The 19,518-nt window shown below is 36.2% G+C and carries 19 protein-coding genes and 2 tRNA genes; 11 read left to right on the plus strand and 10 right to left on the minus strand.

All coding sequences use genetic code 11. The features are described from left to right. Positions 1–26: 26 nt before the first annotated feature. Positions 27–2,561, minus strand: a complete 2,535-nt coding sequence (locus tag FW768_RS15440) for an ATP-dependent Clp protease ATP-binding subunit (RefSeq protein ID WP_153396907.1) — start codon at positions 2,559–2,561, stop codon at positions 27–29. Between the two features lie 151 nt (positions 2,562–2,712). On the opposite strand from FW768_RS15440, the gene FW768_RS15445 reads away from it, so the two are divergent. The 5 genes from FW768_RS15445 (at position 2,713) to FW768_RS15465 (ending at position 6,434) form a co-directional block, all read left to right on the plus strand. Continuing rightward, the gene (locus FW768_RS15445) at positions 2,713–2,937 is read left to right on the plus strand and encodes a hypothetical protein (RefSeq protein WP_062700699.1); all 225 of its coding nucleotides are present in this window, start codon (positions 2,713–2,715) and stop codon (positions 2,935–2,937) included. Continuing rightward, positions 2,937–4,034, plus strand: coding sequence for a glycosyltransferase (locus FW768_RS15450; protein ID WP_153396909.1), 1,098 nt, complete (start codon positions 2,937–2,939; stop codon positions 4,032–4,034). The genes FW768_RS15445 and FW768_RS15450 overlap by 1 nt, the downstream gene beginning before the upstream one ends. Positions 4,035–4,135: 101 nt before the next feature. Next, a complete protein-coding gene (locus tag FW768_RS15455) occupies positions 4,136–4,555 on the plus strand; it encodes a SufE family protein (protein ID WP_153396911.1) in 420 nt (139 codons plus the stop codon). A 2-nt stretch (positions 4,556–4,557) separates the two neighbouring features. Continuing rightward, entirely contained in the window at positions 4,558–5,529 is a 972-nt protein-coding gene (locus tag FW768_RS15460; RefSeq protein ID WP_231128701.1) for a glycosyltransferase family 9 protein, read from the plus strand. After that, on the plus strand, positions 5,529–6,434 hold the full coding sequence (locus FW768_RS15465) for a glycosyltransferase family 2 protein (protein ID WP_153396913.1): 906 nt from the start codon (positions 5,529–5,531) through the stop codon (positions 6,432–6,434). The genes FW768_RS15460 and FW768_RS15465 overlap by 1 nt, the downstream gene beginning before the upstream one ends. Positions 6,435–6,694: 260 nt before the next feature. Here FW768_RS15465 and FW768_RS15470 read toward each other — a convergent pair whose 3' ends face one another. The 4 genes from FW768_RS15470 to FW768_RS15485 all read right to left on the minus strand — a co-directional run bounded on the left by FW768_RS15470 (position 6,695) and on the right by FW768_RS15485 (position 10,475). Next, complete coding sequence (locus tag FW768_RS15470; RefSeq protein ID WP_153396915.1) at positions 6,695–6,952, minus strand: hypothetical protein; 258 nt, start codon at positions 6,950–6,952, stop codon at positions 6,695–6,697. A 7-nt stretch (positions 6,953–6,959) separates the two neighbouring features. Continuing rightward, the gene (locus FW768_RS15475; RefSeq protein ID WP_153396917.1) at positions 6,960–7,688 is read right to left on the minus strand and encodes a cysteine peptidase family C39 domain-containing protein; all 729 of its coding nucleotides are present in this window, start codon (positions 7,686–7,688) and stop codon (positions 6,960–6,962) included. 345 nt (positions 7,689–8,033) lie between these two features. Then, positions 8,034–8,312 (minus strand): hypothetical protein, encoded by a 279-nt coding sequence (locus FW768_RS15480; RefSeq protein WP_153396919.1) that lies wholly within the window; start codon positions 8,310–8,312, stop codon positions 8,034–8,036. A 12-nt stretch (positions 8,313–8,324) separates the two neighbouring features. After that, complete coding sequence (locus FW768_RS15485) at positions 8,325–10,475, minus strand: hypothetical protein (RefSeq protein ID WP_153396921.1); 2,151 nt, start codon at positions 10,473–10,475, stop codon at positions 8,325–8,327. A 131-nt stretch (positions 10,476–10,606) separates the two neighbouring features. Between FW768_RS15485 and FW768_RS15490 the strand changes: the two genes are divergently transcribed. Continuing rightward, positions 10,607–11,053, plus strand: coding sequence for a hypothetical protein (locus FW768_RS15490; RefSeq protein ID WP_153396923.1), 447 nt, complete (start codon positions 10,607–10,609; stop codon positions 11,051–11,053). 70 nt (positions 11,054–11,123) lie between these two features. On the opposite strand, the gene FW768_RS15495 is transcribed toward FW768_RS15490, so the two are convergent. The 3 genes from FW768_RS15495 to FW768_RS15505 form a co-directional block, all read right to left on the minus strand. Continuing rightward, positions 11,124–11,198 (minus strand) — tRNA-Val (locus FW768_RS15495). Positions 11,199–11,231: 33 nt separating this feature from the next. Next, a tRNA-Val gene (locus FW768_RS15500) sits at positions 11,232–11,306 on the minus strand. Between the two features lie 43 nt (positions 11,307–11,349). After that, positions 11,350–12,594: a bifunctional folylpolyglutamate synthase/dihydrofolate synthase gene (locus FW768_RS15505; RefSeq protein ID WP_153396925.1), complete on the minus strand. Its 1,245-nt coding sequence runs from the start codon at positions 12,592–12,594 to the stop codon at positions 11,350–11,352. 98 nt (positions 12,595–12,692) lie between these two features. Here FW768_RS15505 and FW768_RS15510 point away from each other — a divergent pair, with 98 nt between their 5' ends. From FW768_RS15510 to FW768_RS15530, 5 genes are read left to right on the plus strand one after another with little or no spacing between them, the layout of a single operon-like run. Continuing rightward, entirely contained in the window at positions 12,693–14,018 is a 1,326-nt protein-coding gene (locus FW768_RS15510; protein ID WP_153396927.1) for a TolC family protein, read from the plus strand. Position 14,019: 1 nt separating this feature from the next. Then, entirely contained in the window at positions 14,020–14,619 is a 600-nt protein-coding gene (locus FW768_RS15515) for a SprT-like domain-containing protein (protein ID WP_153396929.1), read from the plus strand. After that, positions 14,613–15,695, plus strand: a complete 1,083-nt coding sequence (locus FW768_RS15520; protein WP_231128702.1) for a mannose-1-phosphate guanylyltransferase — start codon at positions 14,613–14,615, stop codon at positions 15,693–15,695. Before FW768_RS15515 ends, FW768_RS15520 begins: the two co-directional genes overlap by 7 nt. A 39-nt stretch (positions 15,696–15,734) precedes the next feature. Beyond that, entirely contained in the window at positions 15,735–16,400 is a 666-nt protein-coding gene (locus tag FW768_RS15525) for a hypothetical protein (protein ID WP_153396931.1), read from the plus strand. Continuing rightward, positions 16,369–16,899, plus strand: a complete 531-nt coding sequence (locus tag FW768_RS15530; RefSeq protein ID WP_153396933.1) for a GNAT family N-acetyltransferase — start codon at positions 16,369–16,371, stop codon at positions 16,897–16,899. Before FW768_RS15525 ends, FW768_RS15530 begins: the two co-directional genes overlap by 32 nt. Positions 16,900–16,947: 48 nt before the next feature. Here the strand turns inward: FW768_RS15530 and FW768_RS23715 are convergent, their stop codons facing one another. Further along, positions 16,948–18,873: a T9SS type A sorting domain-containing protein gene (locus FW768_RS23715; RefSeq protein WP_231128703.1), complete on the minus strand. Its 1,926-nt coding sequence runs from the start codon at positions 18,871–18,873 to the stop codon at positions 16,948–16,950. Positions 18,874–19,042: 169 nt separating this feature from the next. Then, a complete protein-coding gene (gene bcp, locus FW768_RS15540; protein ID WP_153396935.1) occupies positions 19,043–19,489 on the minus strand; it encodes a thioredoxin-dependent thiol peroxidase in 447 nt (148 codons plus the stop codon). Positions 19,490–19,518 lie beyond the last annotated feature (29 nt).

The raw sequence follows: 19,518 nt of genomic DNA on the forward strand, positions 1-19,518 counted from the left end.
TTTCATTATGATTAAATTATCTACTTTTAAGATTGAGAAGATTTTTCAGCCGTTTTTTTAGGCTTTGAGGCCTTTCCGGTCAATCCGTCTTTCGCTTCATTCAGATCAAGAATTACTGTTTCTCCTTCATTAAGCTGTTTGTTGACAAGCATTTCAGCCAATAGGTCTTCAATGTATTTCTGGATGGCACGTTTCAGTGGTCTTGCACCAAAATCTTTATCCCATCCTTTTTCAGAGATGAAATCTTTAGCTTCATCAGTAAGTTCTACTTTGTAACCTAGTTTTTCCAGTCTTCCGTAAAGCTTGTTCAGCTCAATATCAATAATTTTCTTGATATCATCCTGTACAAGAGAGTTGAAGATCACAATATCATCAATTCTGTTCAGGAATTCCGGAGCAAATGCTTTTTTAAGGGCATTTTCAATTGTGCTTCTCGCTCTTGAATCTGAAGTAGTCTTTTTAGCCGAAGTACCAAATCCTACACCATCTCCGAAATCTTTAAGATCTCTTGTTCCGATATTGGAAGTAAGGATAATGATGGTGTTTCTGAAATCAATCTTTCTTCCTAAGCTGTCAGTCACGTGGCCTTCATCCAGAATCTGTAAAAGAATATTGAATACATCAGGGTGAGCTTTCTCAATCTCATCCAAAAGAACCACAGCATAAGGTTTTCTTCTTACAGCTTCTGTTAGCTGACCTCCTTCTTCATATCCTACGTATCCCGGAGGCGCTCCTACTAATCTTGAAACCGCGAATTTTTCCATGTATTCACTCATGTCAATTCGGATCAGAGATTCATCAGATTCGAATAATTCTCTTGCCATTACTTTAGCCAGCTCGGTTTTACCAACCCCGGTTGTACCAAGGAAAATAAATGTTCCGATAGGGCGGTTAGGATCTTTCAGACCAGCTCTGTTTCTTTGAATGGCCTTAACCACTTTCTTCACAGCATCTTCCTGTCCGATCACTTTTCCGTTAAGCTTTTCATCCATCTGAGCGAGTTTATCAAGCTCATTTTTGCCCACTTTCGTTACGGGAACTCCACTCATCATAGAAACCACTTCCGCTACATTTTCTTCTGTTACGGTTTCTTTTTTCTCTTTTACATCTTTGTCCCACTTATCCTGGGCAGCATTCAGTTCCATCTGAAGACGTTCTTCTTCATCTTTCAGTTTTCTTGCTTCAAGATAATCCTGAGCTTTTACTGCTTTTTGCTTCAGTTCTTTGATATCTTCGATCTTTTTCTCAAAATCAATGATTTCAGTCGGAACTTTCATATTTTTAATATATACTCTGGAACCGGCTTCATCCATTGCGTCAATCGCTTTGTCCGGTAAGAAACGGTCCGTAATATATCTTGACGTAAGATTAACACACGCTGCAATGGCTTCAGGAGTATAAATTACATTGTGATGCTCTTCATACTTATCTTTAATCTGGTTCAGGATCTGAATCGTTTCATCAATAGAAGTAGGCTCCACCATTACTTTCTGGAATCTTCTTTCCAAAGCACCATCTTTCTCTATATACTGACGGTATTCATCCAGAGTAGTCGCTCCGATGCATTGAATTTCACCCCTTGCCAAAGCAGGTTTGAACATATTCGAAGCATCTAAACTTCCTGTGGAACTTCCTGCTCCTACAATGGTGTGAAGCTCATCAATAAACAGGATCACATCACGGTTCTTTTCCAGTTCCGTCATGATAGCCTTCATTCTTTCTTCAAACTGACCACGATATTTTGTTCCTGCCACCAAACTGGCCAGGTCTAAAGTAATCACACGTTTTCCGTAAAGAACTCTTGATACTTTTTTCTGTTGAATTCTTAAAGCCAACCCTTCTGCAATTGCAGATTTACCAACTCCCGGCTCCCCGATAAGAAGCGGATTGTTTTTCTTTCTACGGGATAAGATTTGAGAAACACGCTCAATTTCCTTTTCACGTCCGATTACAGGGTCTAATTTTCCGTCTCTTGCCAAAGAAGTTAAGTCACGGCCAAAGTTATCCAGTGTAGGCGTTTTACTTTTAGCTGAACCTAAGTTTCCTGTAGGCTTTCTCATCTGCTCAAATTCCTCTCTTTCATCATCATCGTCATAAGCACTCATTTGTGGTGCTTGCCCGGAATTTTTAAGCATCGTCTGATATTCTCTTGAAACTCCTTCATAATCAATGTCGTAAGCTCCTAAAATGTTGGAGGTAGGGTCCTCATATTTATAAAGAATGCCTAAGAGCAGATGAACGGTATTAATTTCATTGCTTTTATATTGTCTGCATTCCAGCTCTGCACGTTTAATGGCATGATCTGCCATCTTAGTGAAAGAAATATTGGTAACCTCCTCAGAAATAGGATTTAAACTTGCTGTATTTAGAGTTTCAATTTTTCTTCTGATTTGTGTTAAATCCGCATTAAGGTTTTGAAGGATTTCTTTTGCAGAGTTTTCCGTCTTTATAATACCTAAAAGTAGGTGTTCTGTATTAAGAAATTCACTTTTCAGCCTTTTAGCTTCGCTCTTGCTTTGTTTGAACACCTGGCTCAAACCTTGTGAAAACTTATAATCCATAATATATCTCATTAGAATAAAGGCTGCGGTGCCATTTATTCATTATCTAAATTACAAATATTTTACCAAAAAACAATTAATGACTTTATGGCAGAAAAAATTTTATTATCTTATTGAAAATGATTAAGTTTGTGATCCTTAAAATTTCCCCATGGATTCCAATATCACAACCTATATCGGTTATTCTGCTTCAGTTTTTATCGTACTGAGTTTCATTCTGAAAGATGTAAGAAAAATTAGGGTGGTCAATATGATCGGCTGTATCTGCTTTGTTATTTATGGTATCTATAACGGATGGCTTTGGCCGGTTATTATTCCGAACGGATTGATCTGCTTTATACAGATCTACCATCTGATGATCGGAAATAAAAAATAATGAAGAAAAAAATAATCACTTCTGCATTCAGTAATTTATATACAGACCAGCGTATAGAAAAGGTTTGCAGAACTTTATATGAGAACGGATATCAGCTCGAACTGATAGGAAATGACTGGAACGGGGCTGAAAAAATGGAACGTCCTTACCCGTTTTCCAGAATACATTTAGTTTCCAGCAGCTTAAAAACGGCTTATTTTGAATTCAACTGGAAATTGTACCGTGAATTAAAAAAGAAAGCAGATCACAATACGATTCTTCATGCCAACGATGTGGATGCATTGCTGCCGAATTATCTTCTTTCTAAAAAGCTGAATATTCCCCTGATATTTGACAGTCATGAAATTTTTTCAGAAATGCCTGCCATTCAGGGCAAAATGTCACAAAAATTATGGAGGTACCTGGAGAAAAGCATCATTCCGAAGCTTGATATGATGATAACGGCAAGCGAAAGCTATGCCAGGTGGTTTCAAAATAGATACGGAGTAAACCCTGTTGTCATCCAGAATGCTCCGAGAAAAATAGACTTCACAGAAAAAATCCCGGAAAACTCTCCTAAAATATTTTTGTATCAGGGAGTAATCAACCCTTTTCGCGGAATTGATAAAGCCATTCTGGCCATGCATCATCTGGAAGGAGTTGTTTTAAAGATTGCGGGTGACGGACCTCAGAAAAAAGAATATGAACAGCTTGTCATCAGGGAAAAGCTTCAGAATAAAGTTCAGTTTTTAGGAAAGCTGAACCCGGATGATTTGAGAAAGATTACTATAACGGCAGATGTAGGAATGAGTATTGAAGAGAATGGGGGAGACAGCTATCTGTATTCACTGCCTAATAAGGTGATGGATTATATTCAAAGCCGGGTTCCTGTAATTTTGACCAGTTTTCCTGAAATGAAAAATATTAGAAACCTGTTTGATGTAGGTGAGATTATTAAGGATCACCAGCCTGAAAATATTGCCACAGCAATAAAGATTGTTTTAAATAAAGGACGGATATCTTATCAGAAAGAGCTTGAAAAGGCTTCAGATGCTCTGTGCTGGGAAAATGAGGAAGTAAAACTGCTGCAGGTATTTGAAAAAGCATCCCGGTCTTAGGGAGTCTGCAGATTTTAATCAGCATAATATTTCAAATAAAAGCTTAAGAAAAACTTAAAATTTCTAAATTTAGTATCTTTGCATTAAGAAATTTGTGAAAAATGACCATTAGAGAAAAACAGCAGGAAATTATCGGAGAATTTGAGTTTCTTGAAGATTGGGAGCAAAAATATGAGTATATCATAGATCTTGGAAAAGAATTGAAGGGGCTACCGGAAGACAAAAAAACTGAAGAAAATCTGATTAAAGGATGCCAAAGTAAGGTATGGATTGATGCTGAATTCAAAGATGGAAAGCTTTTTTTCAATGCAGATTCTGACGGAATTCTGCCAAAAGGTATTGTTTCTCTTTTGGTAAGCATTTACAGTGGTCATTCTACACAGGAAATTCTGGATTCTGATTTTGAATTTATTTCTGAGATCGGATTGCAGGAGTTTCTTTCACCTTCCAGAGCGAATGGGCTGATGGCCATGACGAAACAGATCAAATTTTATGCAGTAGCGTATCAGCTAAAGTCTTAGTCGTGACCAGAATTTTAGCATATCGTTTTTCGGCTTTTGGCGATGTTGCCATGACAGCTCCTGTTTTCAGAGAATTTCTGGAACAGAACCCCGATGTGGAGATCATTATGGTTTCCAGAAAGAATTTTGAAAGCTTATTTACAGGAATTCCAAATGTGACTTTCAAAGGAATTAATCTGGATGATTATAAAGGTCTTTTGGGTTTAAGAAAGCTTGCCCATGAGTTAATCAAAGAATTCAATCCTGATTTCATCGCTAACCTTCACGATGTCATCAGAACGAAGATCCTTGACAGGATTTACAGAAGGCGAGGGCTCAAAGTTTTTAAAATAGATAAGGGAAAAGAAGAAAAAGAAGAGCTTACCGATGTCTGGAATCTGAATAAAGTACAATTGAAAAGGACAGTTGAGCGTTATGCCGATGTTTTCCGTAATATGGGCTTTACTGTACAGCTTTCCAATCAGCTGAGGCCAGCGCCAGGTCCGAAATCGGGAATAGGTTTTGCTCCTTTTGCCCAACATAAAGGAAAAATGCTTCCTTTGGAAAAATCATATGAACTGGCAAAAATATTGGCTCAAAAACACACCATATACTTTTTTGGCGGAGGGAAAAGAGAAACAGAAACCCTTGAAAAGTGGGAAAGGGAAATTCCAAATACTAAAAGCCTTTCAGGAAAATTAAGCCTTAAAGAAGAACTGAATAAGATTTCAGAACTGGAGCTGATGATTTCTATGGATTCTGCTAACATGCATTTGGCCAGCTTAATGGGAACCCGATGTGTTTCTGTATGGGGTGCAACACATCCTTATGCAGGATTTCTGGGCTTTGGGCAGCGTGAAGAAGATGTGGTGCAGGTTAAAGATCTTACCTGCAGGCCTTGTTCTGTTTTTGGTGATAAAGAATGTTACCGCGGAGACTGGGCATGTCTTGAAGAACTTGATGTTCAGAAGATTGTTGAAAAAATCCAGCTGTAATGATGCTTTCAGTATGTATTCCTGTATATAATTTTGATGTTCACCAACTTGTTTCTGATTTGAATAATGAGATCAGAATAAATGACATTGATGCCGAAATTATCCTGATTGACGATGCTTCTGATATTCATTACCGGGAAATTAATCAAAATCTTCAAAATGAGGTGGAAAATTTTATTTTCCTTGAAGAAAATATAGGAAGATCCAGGATCCGGAATCTTTTTTATCAATATACAGCAGGAGAGTATCTATTGTTTCTGGACTGCGATGGCAAGATTACAGATAAAAACTTCTTAAAGAATTATATAAGCTTTATACACGGGAATCCGGATACTGTTGTTATCTATGGTGGAAGAAATGCTCCAAAAACCGCCTCAGACCCTGAACACTATCTAAGATGGAAGTTTGCGGTAGAAAGAGAGAACCTGCCGGTTGATCTGCGCCGGAATAAACCTTATTTAAGCTTTCAGACGAATAATTTTGTCATTAAAAGAGAGATCTTTAAAAAAGTGAATTTCAATCCTGATTTTCAAAAATACGGGTATGAAGATCTTCTTTTTGCCATGGAATTAAAATCCGAAAAAGTAAAGATCAGCCATATTGATAATGCCATACTCAATAATGATCTGGAAAGCAATAGTGTATATCTTGGAAAAGTAGATGAATCTGTAGAAAGCCTGGCTAAAATGCTCAAGGATGACAGTCTAAGGTCCAAATTGGCAGAGGTTAAACTGGTCAGATTGTATTATCAGCTTTATAAAACCCCGTTTGCTTTTTTTATCAGAATCTTTTTAGGAAATAAAGGATTGAAGATGGTAAAGAAAATTCTTTTAAAAGGAAATGTCAGTCTCAGATATCTTGATGTTTATAAGCTTGGGTTGCTTTTTAAGAAGATGAAGGGATAGAAAATCTCTTCAAAACTGAAGAGACTTGGATCCGTTTTGGGGGATTAAAGATAAGGGGTATTTCCCCATTCAAACATAGGTGGGGTGTTCTCTTGGGGCAATCACGTAAGAATAAACTCTCTGAAATTTATTTTTTATAAAGTTTTTTCCAGAGAGTTAGGAATAAGTTTAGGTGTTGAATGAGGAAATGTATAAGGTATGAAAAAGAAAAACCATTCTTGAATTACAGCAAAGAATGGTTCTGTTTAGAAATATTAAGGTTAGCTTTCTTCTATAGGAAAAACTTGTCTCACAAACTTAAGAAGCTCTTCAATGGCTTTAAATTCTTTCTCAACAGGAATTTGCCCAGTGAAATAATTAACATTCATTTTATCACCATTTTTCTCTATTCTAAATATTGAATCCAGCTTAAAATTTCCATTTTCTGGAATGCCAACTGTTAATGAATTAATAAGATTATGATACTGAGTGGCATAACCTAATTCTTCTAGTTTTTCTGAAATCTCTTTATAGTCCATAATTAATTTATTTCACTTTATATTTATTTGCCCCTGCTTTTACCCAAGAATAGACAAAATCATCTAGATTTACAATAACTTCTACACCATTTCCTTTACCTATTCCTTCAATAGGCCATGGATCTCTAATGTAAACTTTACTATCAATAATTTTATCTACAATAACAGCGTGCTTTTGACCATTTAATGGATGAATAGATGCTAGCCAGCTTCCTTCTTTAGAAATGTTTTTTAAAATATCAGGCATTACTTCCTCTGTATTTTTAAAATAAGAAAGAGCTTCAATATTCTTACCTTTGAAAACATCCTCTAAAGCTAAAACCATTCCTAAATCTATTGTTCCAAATTCTTCCGTAGTACCTGCTAGTTTTCTTATTGCTGCTTCTGTCATTTCTATTCCATGATCTTTAGCTAATTGTCTGATACATGCAGCAGCGCAAGACATACTATGCTCCTGAGCAATCATGCTTCTGGAAAGAACTTCAAGATATTTTAAAATTCCTCCTGTACCTGTTCCTATTCTAGGTTTCAGAATCTTATTCCAGAAAGCATTTACCTCTTTAAAATCTCCTTTGAATATAGGTTTTTCTTTCCACTTGAAAAGATAACCATCCGCTTTAGACAAAATTTCAATACCCAGTTTCTTAAAGCCAATTCTGGTGCTAGCAAGAATATTGTAAATGCTTTGAACTTTCCTACCTCTCAATACAACTTCTTCAATTTCTTCTGCTGTCATGGCTAAGTCCTCAGCTTTAGCTCCATTCTTAGCTCCCTGTAATAGTTCCTCAATAAACTTGAAAAACCCCTAAGCACTAGGACAGGCTGCAAAGAATTATTTACACCCTGAAAACACCCTGATACATATAAAAATTAGTATCGTGAGAATTATGTTCATACTCTAGGGAATGGCATCTCAATTTTGAAAAATCAATACTCAGAAAATAAAAGCCAAGCAGTTTTCTTAAAAATTGCCCGGCTCTTTATCTTTTTATGCTTAGAAAATCTTTACTTCTCTATATTTCACGAATATGCCTAATCATTTACTTAATTTACAGACATACTCTCAGTATCGAAATACTTTTTACTCGTTATCTTCAATTTTTTCCAATGATTGTGGTCCTAATATATAAGAAATCTTCTTAGATATTTTATCTATCAGTACAAAATATGATTTTGTACTATATTGATTGTTTTTGTCAGCGACTGCGTCATAGCTTAGAAAATAATAATCTTTAGGTTTTTCATTAGAAATTACATGATTTTCTCTAATCCCCACATATTCAATGCTATTTTTAACGAATTCTGTACTAGAATCTAAAAGGTAGTTTTCAACTTTTTCTATAAGTGCTTGTTCTTTCATTTTTAATATTTTTTAATTTGGAAAAGGTATGTTATTTTCTTTTAATAAAATTTGTAATTTGAACTTTAATGTGTCATAATACTGGAAAGCATGCCCCAAAGGAGGTGTGCTTAACTCTTCTGGAGTGAATTTATGTTTTTTTGAATACTGTACCAATCTTTCATAAACATATTTTTCTCTCATATATTCGTGTATTCTATTTTCAATAGTCCAAGGCGTTTTGCTGACATGTGCGTTTTTAGTATATACTTTAAATCCAATTTTATACATTTCTTCTGCATGAAAAGATTCATGGATTATAAAATATTCAGTTACATCATCAACATATTTTACAGTATTAGTATTAGGATCAAAAGCAGCTAACACAGTAGGATTATCAAAGCTTTCAACTCTTTCAAGCTTAGTTCCGAATTTCTTTTTTAAAATTTTAGCCCAATCTTCTATTTCCACCTCAGATAAAATTTTACCTCCATACCGACCAATTCCTTCAATATGACTATTTTCAAAAATTTCATCAAGGCTCTTACCTTTTTTCAATCCAGAAAATAGTTCCTCCATCCATTTTATAAAAGATTTGAATCCTTTTGCACATGCTTTTCCAAAGCTAACAACAAATCGCGCAAGAAATGTTAATAAATCTGTAATTCCTAATGTTACAGCAGACATTGCTTCCCTTGTAATTACTTTTAACAAACTTGCTGCTTTTTGTACGTAAGTAGTTCCTTTTATGATGTTACCCGCACCTTCGGTGAAAATCAGAAGTAAAATATTAATGATGAACTCAAAAGCGATAACTCCTGAATAATATGCAACTGTATAACGAGAGGTATTGTCCCAATATTTTTTTAGCATGCTAAACATCCTTTCAAAATCAGACTTGGAGATTCCTCCACTTGAACTGAACAGGTCTTTTACACCTTTAAAAAATACAGGAGCATTTGCAAGAATCCAATCTAATACATCTTCTGCCTTCTCTAGTAAATCTCTTCTCTCTTTATACTGTTCATAAGATAAAGCCATTGTTGGTTGGAAAAGAGCCTGTAGGATATATAAAATACACTGTAAAAGACCAACAAGACCACTGTTGATACCACAGTAAAAAGCATTAGCAAGTTTCAAAACTTCTACACTTATCTTGGCTAGTTCTACCAATTCATCCTTAACCTCAGAAAGGAAGTTTTTAATAGTATTAATGACACTACTAATCTTCTCTACAAGTCCTTTAAAAGCATCAGGAAGATGTTCTATAGAAGCATCTTTAACCTTACTCGCTGCCTGTTTCACTAGCTCCCAAACCTGAGTAAAAGCAACTTCTGCTCCCTGAACAAAAGGATTATTTCCAAGATTTTCAAAGAATTCTGATGCCTTATTCATATTGATAGGTATAGGAGTTACAGCTCCACCAATTATAATAGGTACAAGAGGGGAATAGTTCTTAGCTTCTGGATTGTAGTTTTTCTCTGTAGGCTTTAAACTTTCTAATTGTTCTGCACACCACCCAAAAGCATCAGCAGGGATGGAGGTAATATTACCTATGATTTCTTCAAATCTCCTCTCCCCAGTGTAGTATTGATATTCTCTCATCAATGCATCACGAACAAGAGTGGCATTAATCCTGTCTCCCTCATAAGTATATGCTAACTGTGCTAAGTATGCAGCCTCATCTTCCATAGAGGTAATATCCTTGAAAAATTTTCCACCAATAGAAGAAGGTAATGGTTCAGGAAATCTCTTAAATAGAGTTACAAAATAATCTCCCATCTTAGCAATATAAAAGCCTCCTGCAAAGTTGGATTTCTTAGAATCAGGCTTCTCATAAAAGAGGAAAAGACTTTGAGGCTCTCTTTTGTTAGCATTATAGCTTCCTAATACTTGAGAACCATTCTCACAAGGCAGCACTTCTGCTCTGTATTCATATCCTTTCTTTCCATTTTCGTTTACACCAGTTGAAGGAAATACAGATACAGGATTATCTGTAAGATAAGAATACCCTAAAGGAGTATTTCTGTAGTCATGAAATGGGCTTCTGTAATCAGGAGAATCATCTTTGTTGATAATTGTATTTGCAAAAGCATTGTTTCCTGTAAATCCTTGATTTACTTCTTCAAAAGAGAGTATTTTGAATTGAGATAAATCACCAAATTCGTCATCAAATTCTTCCATAAGCTGTGTTTTAGTAATTAATATTTTATTTGATGTTTCTAAAAGCAAAGCTAATATTCACTCACGCCAAAACTTGACGTGTTATATTTTGTTGTGTAATCTATAATGAAAATCTTGAAAAGTCTGATTTTATGACTAGTTGGAAGAAGTTTAATCAAGTTGTAAAAACAGGTAACTTTTATGATATTTCAGATAAGAATAATCCTGATGATGTGAACCAAGTTCATTTCTCCACTTTTAACTATTTTGGTTACTTTAATAGAATAAATCTATTTAATTCTGATGAAGATAAAGATTTGTTTAGTTTTATGTTTAGTAAAGAATTACTAACTAATTGTCTAGTGGTGTTTTACAAGGAGGTTGAAGAAATGGTTAAAATTATAGTAGATTATTTAGGAACAGACAGTAATGATAGAGGGTACTTTAATGAATCTGAGATTGATGAAAATAATCATTGGTGTGGAAGAATATGGGATTTTGGTGATTTTCAATACAGATTGGTTAAAGATAAAGTATATTTTCAGTTTTATTATGATTTTAAAATAGATAACCCATTTCAAATTAATGATGTGGGTTAAAAAACTAACTCAAAAATTCTCACGTATTAGAAAAACAAAAAAAATCTCCCTTGTAAAAGAGAGATTTTTGTGGGTCCTGAGGGATTCGAACCCCCGACCCTCTGGGTGTAAACCAGATGCTCTGAACCAACTGAGCTAAGAACCCGAATTTTTTTGAAAGGTTTCGTTTCCTTTTCTGTGGGTCCTGAGGGATTCGAACCCCCGACCCTCTGGGTGTAAACCAGATGCTCTGAACCAACTGAGCTAAGAACCCTCTTATCTTTGTTTCCTCGATTAGAGTGGTGCAAATATACGACTTATTCGGATAATTGCAAATTTTTTTCTAAAAATTCTCCAACAACAAAGTTGCTTCCGCCGATAAAAATCATTTCTTCCTTTGTACATCGTTCTTTTGCAGCGAGATACGCGTCCTGTACAGAATCAAAAATTTTATAAAAAATTTTCGCCTCCTGAAGCAGATTTTCATAATCTTTGGGATGTCTTCCCCTGTTGATGGACGGTTTGGCAAAATAAAACTCAGAATTTTCCGGAAGAAGAGTCATCACTTCATCTATTTTTTTATCATTTACAAACCCCAAAATGACATGCTTATGCTTGTTAATAGTATTGAGCTGAGAAAAAACATACTCTAATCCAGCCTGATTGTGTCCCGTATCGCAAATAGTAAGCGGATTTTTGGAAAACTCATACCATCGGCCAATAAATCCTGTATTTCTATGAACATTTAACAGACCCCATTCAATACTTTCATCGGAAATAGGGATGTTTAGTTTCTTCAATTCTGAGACGAGAGCAAGTACAACACGGATGTTTTTTTGCTGATAGTTTCCCTGAAGATCAGATTTGAGATCAGTTTGTATAGGGGTAGCATCAATAAATGGAGCTTTTTCCTCAATGGCTTTATTTTGAAGTATATTCTTTACTGTTTCATTTTCGTCACCAGAAATTACAGGAATACTGCTTTTGATAATACCAGCCTTTTCTGCTGCAATTTTTTCGATAGTGTTTCCGAGAATATCCTGATGATCCAGCTGAACGTTGGTAATGGCAGAAACCAATGGTTTTATAATGTTCGTAGAGTCCAGTCTTCCTCCCAATCCTACTTCAATAATGGCAAAATCTACCTGTTTCTGATAAAAATATTCAAAAGCCATGATGGTGGTAAACTCAAAAAATGAGGGACGGATATCTTCCGGGAGCTTTTTAAGCTTTTGGATAAATTCATAAACAAATTCTTTATCACAGTTGGTTCCGTTCACTTTAATGCGTTCTGTGAAGTCAATAAGATGAGGAGAATTGTATAATCCCACCTTATATCCGGCTTCCTGAAGCACAGAGGCGAGCATGTTGCTTGAAGATCCTTTTCCGTTGGTTCCTCCAATGTGGATGCATTGTATTTTATCCTGAGGGTTTCCGAAGAAGGCACAGAGCCTGCTGATATTGTCCAGACCGGGCTTGTATGCCTTTTGGCCGTCAATCTGATAATTGGGAGCCTGTACAAAAAGCCAGTCTACCGCTTCCTGGTATTGTTCATATGTCATGATGCAAAATTCTCAAAAGTTTTAATAACATGAAACAATAATTTTTTTAAACTGTAACTTTTTTATATTTGGTACGTCTAATATGGAAAATTCTTAATATGAAAAAAGTTTGGATTATCGTTTTTGGATTAAGCTGTCTGGGGCTGAGTGCTCAGAAGAAATGGTCCTTAAAAGAATGTGTAGACTATGCTGTAGAGCATAATCTTCAGGTTATCCAAAATCAGTATAACAAACAATCACAGGATGCCAGCCTTAAAATCGCAAAAAATGGATATCTGCCTACTTTATCAGCTAATATGTCGAACGGAGTAAGTTTCGGGCAGGCATCGTTAGGTGCCGGAAGTTTCAGAAACGACAGATTCAATAACAGTGTGGGAATTGGGGCGGATATATTGGTCTATAATAACGGAAGACTGGAAAAAAGCGTCAGAAAAGCCCAGTTTGATGTAGAGGCCAGCCAATATGATATTGAGACGATTAAAAATGATATATCTCTTCAGATTGCTCAACAATATCTGACAGCTCTTTTGAACAGGGAGATTGTTAAGATTTCTCAAAGCGCATTAGAAAATGCTCAAAAGCAATATGACAGAGCCAAAATAACCACCGAAGTCGGAACCACTGCCCAAACTGTTTTAGCAGAAGCCGAAGCTGCATTGGCCAGAGAAAAACAGAACGTTAAGAAAGCTGAAATTGATGTCGGAAGAGCATTATTTGCTATTGCCCAGCTTTTGCAGCTACCTGACTATAAAGATTTTGATGTGGAAAACGTAAATGTTCCTGAAACGTTGGATTCACAGCTGATAACAGCAGATGAGGTTCTTACTACGGCTTATGAAATACAGCCACAGATTAAAGCCGCAGAAAGTAGGATAAGATCTGCCGAGGCTCAGACAGAAGTTAGTAAAACGGCTTTCTGGCCTACACTGACAGCCAGTGCCGGACTTAGCACTTTCTATAATTATCAAATATCAAAAGGTCAGGAAGGTGTTGTTCAACCTGGATTTTTCAAGCAATACAGTGATCAGTTCGGACAAAATGTTGGATTATCACTGAATGTTCCTATTTTTAATAAAGGAATAACAAAATTACAGGTAGAGCAGTCCAGGATCAATGAAAGCATTGCTAAAAATACACTGGATCAGCAGAAACAGACAGTAAGGCAGAATGTTCAGAAGGCCCAGTTTGATGCTGATGCCAATTATGAAACTTATTTATCTGCTGTGGAAGCAGAGAAGAGCACAAAGCTGGCTTTAGAATTTGCCGATAAAAGCTATGCTGCAGGAAGAACAACTATTTACGACGTAAATGTTGCCAGAAATAATTATGCAAACGCACAGGGATCAGTTGCACAGGCAAAATACAACTATCTTTTCAGCCTTAAAATGTTGAGTTTCTATGCGGGAATTCCATTAAGTTTATAAAATGCCAATCCAATCGTTAGAAAAATACTTACCCCAAAATACACTTAAATACTTAAAAATCTGGTTTGCAGATTATTATATTCATATAAAAGTAACACGCAACAGGAATTCCAAATTAGGCGATTACAGAAAATTGCCGGACAACTCCCATGAAATAACCGTAAACTCTACGCTTACACCACCGCTTTTTTTCTTCGTGCTTACTCATGAACTGGCTCATTTGATTGCCTTTGAAAAATACGGAAGAAGAATCTCTCCTCATGGAAGCGAGTGGAAAGAAGTGTTCAGAAATATGCTTCTGGAAAGCCTTGAGGTATATGATGAAGAATTGAAACCAATTATTGTAAAATTTTCAAAATCTCCAAAAGCCAATTTTATGGCGAGTCCTGATCTTGTAAGATATTTTCATACTGAAAAACAGGATGATAGGCTTTATTTCATCGAAGAGCTTCAAAAGGGCGATTTTTTTATGTACCGCAACGAAAAGTATTTATTAGAAGGTCTGATTAAAAAAAACTATCTTTGTAAGAATCTGGCTACTGGAAGGAAGTATTCTTTCAAGCCTTTGGCTAGGGTTGAAAAATGTAGGCAAGAATGTTAAAATCAGATAGATACTGTGTTATTATGGCGGGAGGAATCGGAAGCCGATTCTGGCCAATGAGTACACAGAAATTTCCAAAACAGTTTCAGGATATTTTAGGGACAGGACGCACTATGATTCAGCAGACGTACGACAGAATCAGCAGGCTCATCCCTAAAGAACATATATTCGTGATTACGAATAAAGAATACGTGGCGCTTTCTCATCAGCAGCTTCCGGAAATTCCTGAAGAAAATATTGTGGGAGAACCTCTGATGAAAAATACAGCGGCATGTAATCTGTACATGGCCAATAAGATTGCTGAAATAAACCCCGATGCTACCATGATTGTACTGCCGGCAGATCATCTGATTCTGAAGGAAGATATATTTTTAGAAAAAGTTGAGCTGGCTTTCGACCTGGCAGCAAAGAATGATTATCTTGTAACATTAGGAATTACTCCTACAAGACCTGATACCGGGTACGGATATATTCAGTTTGTAGAAAAGAAAGGATCGGAATATTTTAAAGTAAAAACGTTTACCGAAAAACCCATTCTGGAAATTGCCCAAAGTTTCCTGGAAAGCGGAGATTTTCTGTGGAATGCCGGAATATTCATCTGGAATGTAAAAAGCATTCATCATGCTTTTGAAATGTATCTTCCTGAAATGATGCAGCATTTTATGGCCTGTGAATATAATTCTGAGAAGGAAAATAACTGTATTGAGATCATTTACCCGAAAGTTCAGAAGATCTCTATCGATAACGGAATATTAGAAAAGGCTAAGAATGTATATGTTATCCCTTCTGATCTGGGATGGAGTGATCTGGGAACCTGGACTTCCGTGTACGAAAATACAGAGAAAGATAAGGATGGAAATGCTGTAAAGCTAAAACATTTACTGGCTTATAATTCAAAAGGAAATATCATCCGTCTGAAAAATAATAATAAAGCGGTCATCATTGACGGGCTTGAAAATTATATAGTGGTAGATACGGATAAGGCGCTGCTGATTTGTCCCAGAGATAATGATCAGCTGATCAAAGACTATGTTCTTGATTTAAAAAGCTTCAAGAAAGGAGATAAGTTCATGTAAAATAGATAAGTTGGTATACTTTCTGTTGATTTTGAGATTATGATAAAAACTACAACACGAATCATCGCTTTTATTTTTTTGTTTTTGGGAATTCTTGGATACGCCCAGGAAAAAAAAATAAAATTTTCAAGTATTTCCAATATTTTACAGCATGTTACTCCGAATGATAAGGTGGATTCATGGGTGTTGGTTTACAACAGCTATGGAAAAAACCAGGAAATAAAAAAATCCGGAGGGAAGATAGAATATACGCCGCAATTTTCGGGATTTAATCTATTCCCAAGCGAAACCAGCTTTTATTATATTGCCTATTCTACGGGAGGAAAAATGAATTATATAACAGACCTGGAAGGGCTTCGAAAATTTGTGGGAAAAATTGATAATGCCGAAGAAGCAGCTATTTTGCTTACTGCAGGAGACTATATGGTAGACGAAGAATTCACAGATATTGCCGGAAATTACTATGAAGATTCTTCAAATTATTATCTTGATCTTGGAAAGCTGACGTCCAAAGAATGTCCTTACCAAAAGACCCATTACACCCTGACTGTTAATAAGTCCACAGGTGTTATTTCCAGTATAAAAGATAACGGAACTTATATTGAACTTTACAATAAAAGATGTCCGAATAACCCAAGGCTTTTGAAAATCCAGAAAAAAGAAGAACCGAAAGATGACTCTAAAAAAACAACCAAAAACAAATAATACCTACGAAACGGAACGGCTGATTCTTCGCCCGATGGGTGTAGAAGACCGTGATTTCATCTTTGAACTTTATAACAGGCCTAAGTTTATTCAATATATCGGAGACCGCCATATTAAGACCCTGGCTGATGCAGAGAATTATATTACGAATAGATTTCTTCCCCAGTTCGAAAGATTGGGCTATGGAAATTATCTGATGATGACCAAAGAAGGAAATAAAATAGGAGGGGTAGGAATCTTCGAAAGAGAAGGACTGGATGTTGTAGATATAGGATTTTCGCTATTGGAAGAATTTGAAGGGAAAGGCTATGCCTATGAAGCTGCAGCAAAAGTAAAATCTATAGGAATGGATGATTTCGGATTGAAGAAAATTTCTGCAATTACTTCGAAAGATAATTTTTCTTCCCAGAAACTGATTGAAAAACTAGGACTTCAGCTCAAAGGATATGTAACTCTTCCTGAGGATGATGAGGAGCTCATGTATTACGAAACGGAATAAGATTTAATAACTGCGGCGGCCAAAGGCCGCCGCAGTTATTATTAATCGTTATTTTTTTATTATTTTAAATGCTTTTACAGATCCGTTTTCATATTGGAATGATATGATGTATAATCCTGTTTTTAGGTCTCTTACGTCAAGCTCGGAAGCCGGAGCCAGATTTTTTAAACTTCTTCCGGAAATATCATTAATCTGAATAGATTTAATTCCTTTCACATCTGAAATTTTCAGAACATCAACAAAAGGATTCGGATAAACTGATACTTTTACCTGATCTGTATTTACTTCTGATACCGCAAGAGGAACAAAAGTAAACTCGTAGGCTCCCATATCAGGAGAGGCTCCCCTTGCAGTTCCATCGAAATCGGTTGTTACTTCAGGAAGGGAAGTGCCGGTATTGTTTAATCCTGAATTAGAACTGGAATTCAGATGAAGATCTGTAGCGCTTACAAAAACGGGCGATACATTCAGTGAATTAACGTTGCCTCCAAATCCGGTTTGAATATCTGTAAGAGTGGTTCTGTTAGAACCTATGAACCCCAGCGCAGTTCCGGTGGTATAATAATCATTATAATTAATATTTCCAAAAACCGTATTGGCTGCCGTAGAATAGATAGCAAATCTGGATCCGCTGGTTTTATTATTGGCAAAAATATTATTTCTTACATCCAGGGCATTAGCCGCTGAAACATTGGTAGCACCTCCTAAAACGTACAATGCGCTTGAGGTTCCTGTTTCGGAATTAGAAGTATTAAGATTAACAGTGTTGTTGTATACTTTATATCCGGCTCCGGAAAACGCATAAATTCCTGAAACCTGCCCGGCTCCTGTTGCCTGGACGTCTGAAATTACATTGTTATATACCAGGGCATTGGCTGCTGTGGATGAAGACCCCAGAAGAATTCCCTGCATAGGATTTCCTGCTGTCCCTGTATTTTTAAGACCGGATATTTTATTAGAGTAAATAGTGACATTAGGTGTCGCTCCTCCAAGGTATACTCCGGCACTGTTTACATAAGCCAGAATCCCGCTGATTTCAGTAATTGTATTATTACGGACAACAGTGGCAGTATTGGTGGCTCCGGGGGTGATTGCAATTCCTGTAGCATAATTAACACCTGTGGTCGAGGTTGAGGTGTTTTTAGCACTTATGGTATTTCCAAATACTGAAGCATTGTTAGTTCCTGTAGAAATGTTAATTCCTATAGAAGCTCCTGGGGTAGCAGAGGTTCCCGCACTTGGGCGGACGAGAGCAATTGTGTTGTTGCTGATTGTAGAAGTTCCTCCAATCCCGGATACCTGAATTCCAATTTGGGAAATATTAGTGTTAATGGTATTACCTGTAACCAACAGATTGTTCCCGTTGCCGGCTGTTGTTGCATCTGCACTAATGAATACACCATTGTATCCGTTTTTGATATCGTTATTTTGAACGGTAATATTATTAAAATATCCGGCTGCTGTTGATGCTCCGCCTGCAATGAAAAAATTGGTGGAAGAGTTACCTGTATTTAATAAAACCGAATTTTTAACAACAACATTAGTTAGTGGCGAAGCAGCAGAGGCAGAGCCAATAATAAGCACTGTAGGACTTGTTGTTGAAGTGTTGCTGAAAGTAAGATCTCTGGTTGTTCCTCCTGCAGTAGAAGAGCCGTCAATGGTAACATTGGACCCTAAAATACGGATAAGCGGATTTGAAGCAACAGCTCCGCTGATCGTAGCAGCAGAGGTTGGTTTGATAGTAAGAGAAGAATAGGTGGTAACAGCATTCAGAACAGCCGTTGTGGTTTCTGTAGTGTTAGCCGTTACACTTAAGTTAATACTTCCCTGGTGTGTTCCCGTGTTTATAGCATCAAATGCATCTTTAAGCGTTGGGTAAGTTGCAGTGGGTGTTCCTGCGCTGGCAGTCACATTAATCTGTGCATTAGCATAAAGCCCTATAAGCATAAGGCTAGAGAATAATAATTTTTTCATAGGTTTAAATCGTTTTTATTAAAAATACAATAGTTATGTATAATGAAATAAATCTAATCAAATTTTGATAAAAAAAGAATGATTTTTATAAATCCGAAGAAATTTTAAATGGAAAAATTATTATTCTAAAGTTCTGTTTGTTAATTTTTTACTGTAAATTGAAAGAGTGTTATTCTAAAATTTGCTCAGCAGCTGTTTTTGAAGTCACCTTTTCAATAACCCTTGTGCAAATTCCATTTTCATCAAAAATAAAAGTGGTTCTTACAATTCCCATATAGGTTTTTCCAAATGTTTTTTTCTCCTGCCAAACGCCAAATTTTTCAATAATGTCATGGCTTTCATCTGCAATGAGGTCATATGGAAAAGCAAACTTGCTGTGAAAATTTTTCTGTTTTTTTACAGTGTCTCCACTTACTCCCAACAATTGAAATCCTGCTTTTTTAAGCTTGGTATAATTATCACTCAGGTTACAGGCTTCCACGGTACAGGTCGGAGTATTAGCCTGCGGATAAAAGAAAACAACCAGCTTTTTTCCGATTAATTTTGCTGAGGATATTGTTTTTTCATCCTGATTTACCCCTTCAAATTCAGGTAATTTGTCTCCAACTTTCAACATAATGATTTATTTTTGTTCAAATTTAAGGG

Origin of the sequence: Chryseobacterium vaccae (assembly GCF_009602705.1) — a bacterium.
Taxonomy (GTDB): Bacteria; Bacteroidota; Bacteroidia; order Flavobacteriales; family Weeksellaceae; genus Chryseobacterium; species Chryseobacterium vaccae.